The following is an 8,288-nucleotide window of genomic DNA, read 5'->3' on the forward strand; positions in this document are numbered from 1 at the left end:
TCGGCTTGATTCACCACTTTCAATTTCAAGAGAAAAATTATGGCTACTAAACTTTATTCATCCACGGCTTTTACCAGTGGCGCTGCGACTGTCACTTCTGCATTTACCGCGTTTAGCTTCGATGACGATAGCGTAAGCGCGTCCAGCCTTACGGTTGCGTTGGTGTCCGGCGCGGTCACCGTTACTACACCTAACGGTGTCATTACTTTTTCTGCCTTAACATCGCTTGCAGGCGTGTTGAAAGGCTATTTTACTTTTGCTGACGGTAGCCAATTAGTATTAGGCGACGGCCTTTCCACCATCGTAACTGACGCAACGGTGGCCAACACTTTACTTAGCACTGACGGCAGTGATTATCTGGATGGTCTTGGCGGCGGTGATACCGCTTCTTACGTCAATGCGACGGGGGCTGTAACGGTAAGCTTGGTTTCACAAGGCTCAGCACAAGACACTATCGGTGCTGGTTCCGATAAACTGATCAATATCGCCAATTTGACCGGTTCAAACTTTAACGACACGCTAACAGGAGATGCCAACGCCAACGTTCTTGATGGTGGTGCGGGCATAGACACGATGGACGGTGGTTTGGGGGCAGACACTTATAAAGTTACCGCAGGCGACACCGTTAGCGATTCGGGCACCGACTCGGCTACTGATTTGGTTATTGCCTCCGCCGACTATGCTTTGGCAGCAGGTTCGGGCATCGAGAGCCTGACTTTGCTGGTCGGCAGTACTGTTGCGGTTTACGGATCGGGTAATGCCTCCGATAACACCGTTACGGGAAACAGCCTAAACAACGTCTTGGATGGCGGTAGTGCCGGCACCGACTCTTTGGTGGGCGGTATTGGCAATGACACCTATATCGTTAGCCATAGTACGGTGACTGTCACCGAAGCGACAGCGGCAGGTACGGATACCGTTATCAGTAGCGTTAACTATACCTTGAACGACAATGTCGAAGGCTTGAAGCTGGTGGGTGCGGCAACGATTGGCAAAGGTAGCACCACAGCTGCCGATAACAATATCCTTATTGGTAACAGTAATAACAACACCTTGGATGGCGGTGCCGGCAATGATAATTTGACCGATTTACTCGGTGGTACTGATACCCTGATCGGCGGCACCGGTGCGGATATCCTCAACGCCGGCAAAGGTAACGATACCTTGTGGGCAGGCGTACAGAACGTTACGACAGGTGACAGCGCAGCAGACAACCTATACGGCGGTAGCGGTAATGACACTTTTTATGTGACTGAATCCCTTGATGTTGTTTATGATTATGCCAGCATCACAGGGACTGACACGGTCAATGCTTATGCCTCTTACGCGCTGAATGATACCAACAGCTCAGGCATTGAAAAACTTACGCTGTTAGGCACTGCCGCTAACGGTACCGGCAATTCCTTGGCCAATACGATTACGGGTAATGCCTCTAGTAACACCTTGGATGGCGGTGCAGGCGACGATATCATAAACGATACCACTGGCGGTACCAATATCCTGATCGGCGGTGCGGGCGGTGATACTATAACAGGCGGTGCAGGTAGTGACACTTTGTGGGCAGGGGCACTGAACGCAACAACATCAGATAGTGCGACAGACCATTTGACAGGCGGGGCAGGATCTGACACTTATTATGTCAATGCTGATCAACTCTCTGATATCGTCACTGAGTTGACCGCTGACAGCGGTACTGACCTTGTCAAATCCACGGCCGATTATTCACTGGCCACTTCTGTCGGTGCGGGCATTGAAAACCTCACTCTGTTGGGGACAACAGCGAAAAATGCCACCGGTAACGCTCTTGACAATACTCTTACGGCTAATACTGCAGGTGATACCTTAGTTGGCGGTGCAGGCAGTGACACGCTGGTGGGCGGTAGCGGCAACGATAATTTATATGATAATGACGTTGGCGGCATTACCGCTGACGCTTCCGCAAACACGATGTCTGGTGATGTCGGTGCGGATATTTATTATGTTAATAATATCAATGATGTCACGCTTGAAAAAACGGCTGATAGCGGTATTGATGAAGTACGGACTACGGTTAGCTTTACGCTCACTAATGACACTACTACTGCCAATACCAGTAAGAGTGCGGGGGTTGAAAACCTGACCTTATATGGCTCAGCTGCCGTCAGCGGTACGGGTAATAACTTGGCCAACACCATTAAAGTCGATGTCTCCAACGTACAAGACAACACCTTATCAGGCGGTAGCGGAGCCGACGTACTGACTGGTGGTGTGGGTGATGATACCTTAGTGTCTGGCCTTAAAGCTGACACTGCTGCTGACTTGTTTGCCGATAAGTTGACTGGTGGGGATGGTGATGATACTTATGTAATTAATAGCAATACCGACACTATCACCGAAACGGCCACTACGGCTAGCGGCACTGATTTGGTGCTGGTCAACGTCAGTGCTGTTATCGCCTCGGCGGTCACTTATATCTTGGCCGACAATGTCGAAGATATGGTCTTAGGTACGGTAGGTGGTGTCGGCACAGCAGGTACAGTGCAGGCCAGCACTAGTCTGCTTAACGCGACTGGCAATATCTTAGCTAATAACATTGCCGGTAATGCCGCCGCTAATATCATTATCGGTGGTGATGGTAACGATACTTTATTCGGCGGGGCTGGTGCCGATACTTTATATGACAGCATCAGCGCGACCGCAGTTGATACCTTAGGCAATGTCAATGTCATGAATGGCGGTGAAGATGCTGACCTTTACTATGTTACAGTCATTGGTGATACCATTTCCGATTCAGGTACTGTCGGCACAGATGTCGTCAGCAGTATTGTCTCTTACACTCTGGCTAACGGCAATGGCATTGAAACCCTGACGTTGACCGGCACGGCAGCAGTCAATGCCACTGGCAATAGCTCTAATAATACCATTAACGGTAATACCGCGAACAATAGCTTGACAGGTAATGCGGGTAATGACACGTTAAATGATGGTGGCGGTACCGGTGTTGATAAAATGAACGGCGGTGCTGGCGACGATACCTATTATGTCAACAATACCAGTGATACGATTACGGAAAGTTCAGCTACAGGCAGCGGTACCGACTCGGTTATTAGCTCCGTGAATTTCACGCTCAACGCTAACGTCGAAAACCTCACACTGATCGGTGCAAATTCTATTTACGGCAGAGGCAACGGAATTGCTAATACCATTATCGGTAATGCTGGGGCCAATACCTTGAGTGGCGATAATGGTGACGATAGCTTGAACGGTAAGGCGGGTAAGGATGCCTTAACGGGCGGTGACGGTACGGATACGTTTGTGTTTGGCGAAACCAGCGATACGGTCACGGACTCCACTTCCGCTAACTTTGATACGATTAGCGACTTTAGCGGCAGCTTTAGTGATGCTCTTAATAGTATTGTGGGTGAAAATGATGTTATTGACTTAAGCGGGCTGGATACAGCGGGTCCGTTGACTAACGGCGGTTTTGTAAGCGGTATCCCTACTGGATTGTTGACGGCACACAGTTTCGAGTATTATAGCGTCGGGACTAATGTGTTTATTATTGCCGATACAGATGGTACAGCTACCACAATTGAGTTCAAAGTTGAGTTGGTCGGTTATGACAATGTGGCCACACCATTGGCCGCCGCTGACTTTATCGGGTAAATCCGCTAAAGGCAGTATCCGTTTAAGCTTGTTCCGTTAAGCAGACAATAAACCTCCATCTGGGTAGGCCCGGATGGGGGTTTTTGCCTTATAGCAGTTATGATTTCAGGGGGAGGCATTTACAAATGCCAGTCCGCGCCTATAATCAACAAACGTCGAGGCATATAATATACTTCAAGCGGTCAAGTTTTCGGTTTTAGGATTAACCGAAAATTTGACCGTTCAGAGTATAAATGCTCTGCTCCGACCCAATGCCGTCGGGTTTGTGGCAATGTCCAGAAGTAAATGCTTTCCGGTACACTGATTCTCCCATCCAGCAGTTTTTCCTTTTTGAGATTATAACTATGGCTTCTTACGATTTTTTAACTTTAGCTAGCACTGGCACCGTACCTACCCAGGTGTTCCTTACCCTTGATACATTAACGTTTGGCGGAAGCATCCGCGCGGCGGATTTGACGATCAACACCGTTAACGGTGCTACGACGATTTCCTATACAAATGGTGGCACCACCGTGTCTTTAAAATTAGTCGGAAGCACAGCGGCATCGGGTTTTCTGAATACCCAAATAGCCCCAGCTAATTTTATTTTTAGCGATGGCAGTAAGCTGATGATTGGTGATGGAACGACTTCGACAGCCAGTGACAGTATGAATAATACGCTGGTCGGCACTGAATATAACGATTATATGGATGGGGCAGGCGGCATTGATACTGTGAGTTATGCAACCGCCGCTTATGGTGTGACGGTTGACTTAAGCACTACCGTCGGCACTACCGATGGGGCGGCGGGTAACGACAAGCTGCTCAATATGGATAATATCATCGGTTCGGCCTATAACGATGTGTTGATCGGTTTGGCGACAGTCGGCAGCACCATTGATGGCGGCTTTGGGGCTGACATTATGAAAGGCGGCACAGGCAATGACACATTTTATGTCACAGCTGGCGATACCGTTACCGATTCGGGCGGCACAGCGGATACCATCATAACCAGCGTCGATTACTATACCTTGCCGACGAATATTGAAAATCTGGTGTTGGTCAGCGGTACTTATGCGACGGGTAACAGCTCCGCCAATACCATGACAGGTAATACGGGCAATAATACCTTGGATGGGTCGACGGGTGCAGACACGCTGATTGGCGGTCTGGGTAATGATACCTATATCGTTGATAATGCGGGCGATGTTGTCAGTGAACTCAGCGGCCAAGGCACCGATCTGATTATGAGTTCGGTCAGCATCACTGCTTTGGCGGCGAATGTCGAAAATCTGCAACTGGCTTATGGGACGGCGGCGATCAATGGTACGGGTAATGAATTAGACAATATCATTTATGCCAATAAAGGCAATAATGTGCTGGATGGCGGTACCAATACCAGCGTGGGGGATACGCTGTCTTACCGCTATGGGGCCAGCAGCGGAGTGACGATTAATTTGGGCTTGACCACTGCGCAAGTGACAGGCGGCTCCGGCACCGATACGGTAACGAATTTTGAAAATCTGACGGGCAGTATTTATAACGATACCTTAACGGGCGGTAGCGGGGCCAATATTATTGATGGTGGTGCCGGCAATGATACCCTGGTTGGTGGGGCAGGTGCCGACCGCTTGATTGGCGGCTTGGGAGACGATATCTATGTGCTTGATAATACGGCTGATACGGTTACGGAAATTGCCGGGCAAGGCAGTGATACTATCCAAACAAATGTCAGTTACTCGATTGCAAACTTACCTAACATAGAAAATATCACCGTAACGGGTAGCGGAGCTATAACAGCGACAGGCAATTCGTTGGCGAATATTCTCAGAGGGCAAAGTAGCGGGATTAATACGCTAACGGGCGGAACCGGTAATGATAGCTATTATGTCAGTAAACAGACTGATATTATTAACGAGTTCGCAGGCGGTGGTACGGATACTGTGTTTGCCAGCGGTAATTACAGCATTGCCAGTTATAGTAACCTCGAAAATTTGACTATGCTTGCGGCAGGATTTACGGGTACGGGCAATAGTGGGATCAATACGTTGACTGCCAACGCGACAGGGGGCGACATTTTATTGGGTATGGAAGGCAATGATAAGTTATATGGCGGTGCGGGCAATGATACCTTAGATGGTGGTACGGGTAGCGACATTATGGTAGGCGGTAAGGGTAATGACAGTTATTTTGTTGACTCTACTGCTGATGTAGTTACCGAAAACCTGAACGAAGGCACGGATACGGTAACCCTGACCAGCAATATTGCCTATGTCTTGGCTTCTAACGTCGAAAATCTGATTTTGGGGGCTGCGGTTCTGACTGCTTCTGCACTGGGCAATACCCTGAACAATACCATAACGGGTAATGACAGCAATAATGTCATCGACGGCAGCATTGGTGCCGACGCTATGTTCGGAGGCTTGGGTAACGATTCTTATTATGTTGATAATGTTGGCGATACGGCTACCGAAGCCGCCAGTGCCGGTACGGATACGGTGTATTCAACCGCCATTAGCTTTACCTTGGGGGCCAATGTCGAAAATCTGGTCTTGAACGGCTCTAACGGCATTTCGGGTACGGGTAATGCGTTGGATAACAATCTTAATGGCAATACCGGCGGTAATGTCTTATCAGGCGGTGACGGCAATGATATCATTGATGGCGGCTTAGGTGCCGATACCATGATCGGCGGTTTGGGTAATGACACCTATTATGTCGATAACATTGCCGATACAGTAAGTGAATTGAGCGGTCAAGGTACGGATACCGTGATATCCACTGCCACCTATGCGCTGAACGATACCGCCAGTGTCGGCGTGGAAAACTTGACCCTGATGGGTTCTAATAATATTAGCGGTTCGGGCAATTCGTTAGCCAATACCATTATCGGCAATTCGGCATCGAATATTTTGGATGGTAATGGCGGCAAGGATACCCTGACAGGCGGCGGCGGCAAAGATTACTTCACCTTTACTGGTTTGACCGAAACGAGCGCCACGTCAACCTCAACCGATGTCATTACTGATTTTAAGCAATCGGATACAGATATTATTGACTTGACGGTAGACTTTGGCGGTGTCGCACCAACATTATTGACGACCCGTGGGGCGGCTTTTGCCAGTTCGACGGTAGGGGAGTTAAGGTATGTCACTTCTGGCTCCGATACGGTTATCTATGGCCATACGACCGGCCATACGACCGTCGATTTCAGTATTGTTTTGACGGGCAATACCTCGACTGTGTTTGCGTTGAGCGACTTTAAGTTTAGCTAATGCGGCCAGTATAGCGGCTTATATTATCCATTTGGCCTTTCAGGTGCTACAGCCTGGAAGGCCTTTGGTGTCCCGATAGACGATCCAAGCGCGTTTTCGCTTTAACCCTCATGATAGGATCGTCGCTCCCTCCTGCATAAATTACCGCCCCTTAAGCCATAAACTAATCAACTGTCTCCGTAATGGCTAACATCACCCGGCTAGACCTAATCCCGTTTACTGTTATGCCAATAGGTTTAAAATGCGGCCTGATAGTTAAGCGGCGGCTTTAGTGACCTGCCAACATGTATAAAACCATCGACCTTTTTGCCGGGATCGGCGGTATCCGTTTGGGCTTTGCCGCTTATGGGTGTGAGACGGTGTTTTCTTCCGAGTGGGATAAAGATGCCCAGAAAATGTATGAGGCCAATTTTGGCGAGAAGCCGTATGGCGACATTAATCTGATTACCCCTGACGATATTCCCGACCATGATATTTTGTTGGCGGGGTTTCCTTGCCAGCCGTTCAGTATTGCGGGCAAGGGCTTGGGGTTTGCCGATACCCGTGGCACGTTGTTTTTTAATATTGAAGCGATTTTAAAAGCCAAACGCCCGGCGGCATTTTTATTGGAAAATGTCCGGCGCTTGACGACCCATGACCAAGGGCGGACGTTTAGGGTGATTCTGGCAACGCTACAGGCGTTGGGGTATACGGTTTACCATAAAATCATCAATGCCTTGGATTTTGGTGTGCCGCAAAAGCGCGAGCGTATTTATATTGTCGGGTTTTTGCAGCCGTTGGCGTTTGGTTTTCCTGAGCCCTTGGGCTATTATCGGCCTTTGGCGGAACTGCTGGAGCCAGAGGCCGACATCCCCGCCTGTTATTTTGTCTCCGAGCATATCCGGCGGCAGCGTTTTGCCTTAGTTAAGGGTACGCCGCCGTATCCGTCAATCTGGCATCAAAATATCGGCGGCAATATCTCGGCGTTACCGTATTCTTGCGCTTTACGCGCGGGCGGCAGTTATAACTATTTGGTGGTGAACGGTGTGCGGCGCTTAACGGCGCGGGAGATGTTGCGGTTACAGGGCTTTCCTGAAGATTTTACGATTAATTTGCCGTATTCGGGGCTGCGCAAAGTGGCGGGCAATTCGGTGTCGGTGCCGGTGATCAAGGCGATTGCGGGGGAGATGCTGAGGGCTTTGCAGGGGAGTTAGGTGAGGGCAGGTTCCCTTACAAGTGTAGGTTTTCTTACCCTCCACCCCCTTCTGCGTAAACAGCCAAAATCACGCCGTTGATTTCCGTCAAACCGGGCCATGCCTCAGGCCGCCCCGGTTTGACGGGCAGGGGTTGGTGGTTCAGCAAGGCGGCGACAATCAAAGACCAGCCGTGTTGGAAAATGCCGACCATCCG

At 49.5% G+C, this 8,288-nt stretch carries 3 protein-coding genes; all 3 read left to right on the forward strand.

Annotated features, from left to right (window positions below):
• Positions 1-39 precede the first annotated feature (39 nt).
• The 3 genes from AADEFJLK_RS17295 to AADEFJLK_RS17305 all read left to right on the forward strand — a co-directional run bounded on the left by AADEFJLK_RS17295 (position 40) and on the right by AADEFJLK_RS17305 (position 8,092).
• A complete protein-coding gene (locus tag AADEFJLK_RS17295; RefSeq protein ID WP_103975101.1) occupies positions 40-3,645 on the forward strand; it encodes a beta strand repeat-containing protein in 3,606 nt (1,201 codons plus the stop codon).
• Positions 3,646-3,989: 344 nt separating this feature from the next.
• Complete coding sequence (locus AADEFJLK_RS17300) at positions 3,990-6,899, forward strand: beta strand repeat-containing protein (protein ID WP_170065149.1); 2,910 nt, start codon at positions 3,990-3,992, stop codon at positions 6,897-6,899.
• A 284-nt stretch (positions 6,900-7,183) separates the two neighbouring features.
• The gene (locus AADEFJLK_RS17305; protein ID WP_103975103.1) at positions 7,184-8,092 is read left to right on the forward strand and encodes a DNA cytosine methyltransferase; all 909 of its coding nucleotides are present in this window, start codon (positions 7,184-7,186) and stop codon (positions 8,090-8,092) included.
• Positions 8,093-8,288 lie beyond the last annotated feature (196 nt).

The organism is Methylovulum psychrotolerans, from assembly GCF_002923755.1.
Taxonomy (GTDB): domain Bacteria; phylum Pseudomonadota; class Gammaproteobacteria; order Methylococcales; family Methylomonadaceae; genus Methylovulum; species Methylovulum psychrotolerans.

What these genes read in the sequence shown, in the direction of transcription:
- AADEFJLK_RS17295 (WP_103975101.1), top strand. Translation starts at nt 40, where the DNA reads ATGGCTACTAAACTTTATTCATCCACGGCTTTTACCAGTGGCGCTGCG.
- AADEFJLK_RS17300 (WP_170065149.1), top strand. Translation starts at nt 3,990, where the DNA reads ATGGCTTCTTACGATTTTTTAACTTTAGCTAGCACTGGCACCGTACCT.
- AADEFJLK_RS17305 (WP_103975103.1), top strand. Translation starts at nt 7,184, where the DNA reads ATGTATAAAACCATCGACCTTTTTGCCGGGATCGGCGGTATCCGTTTG.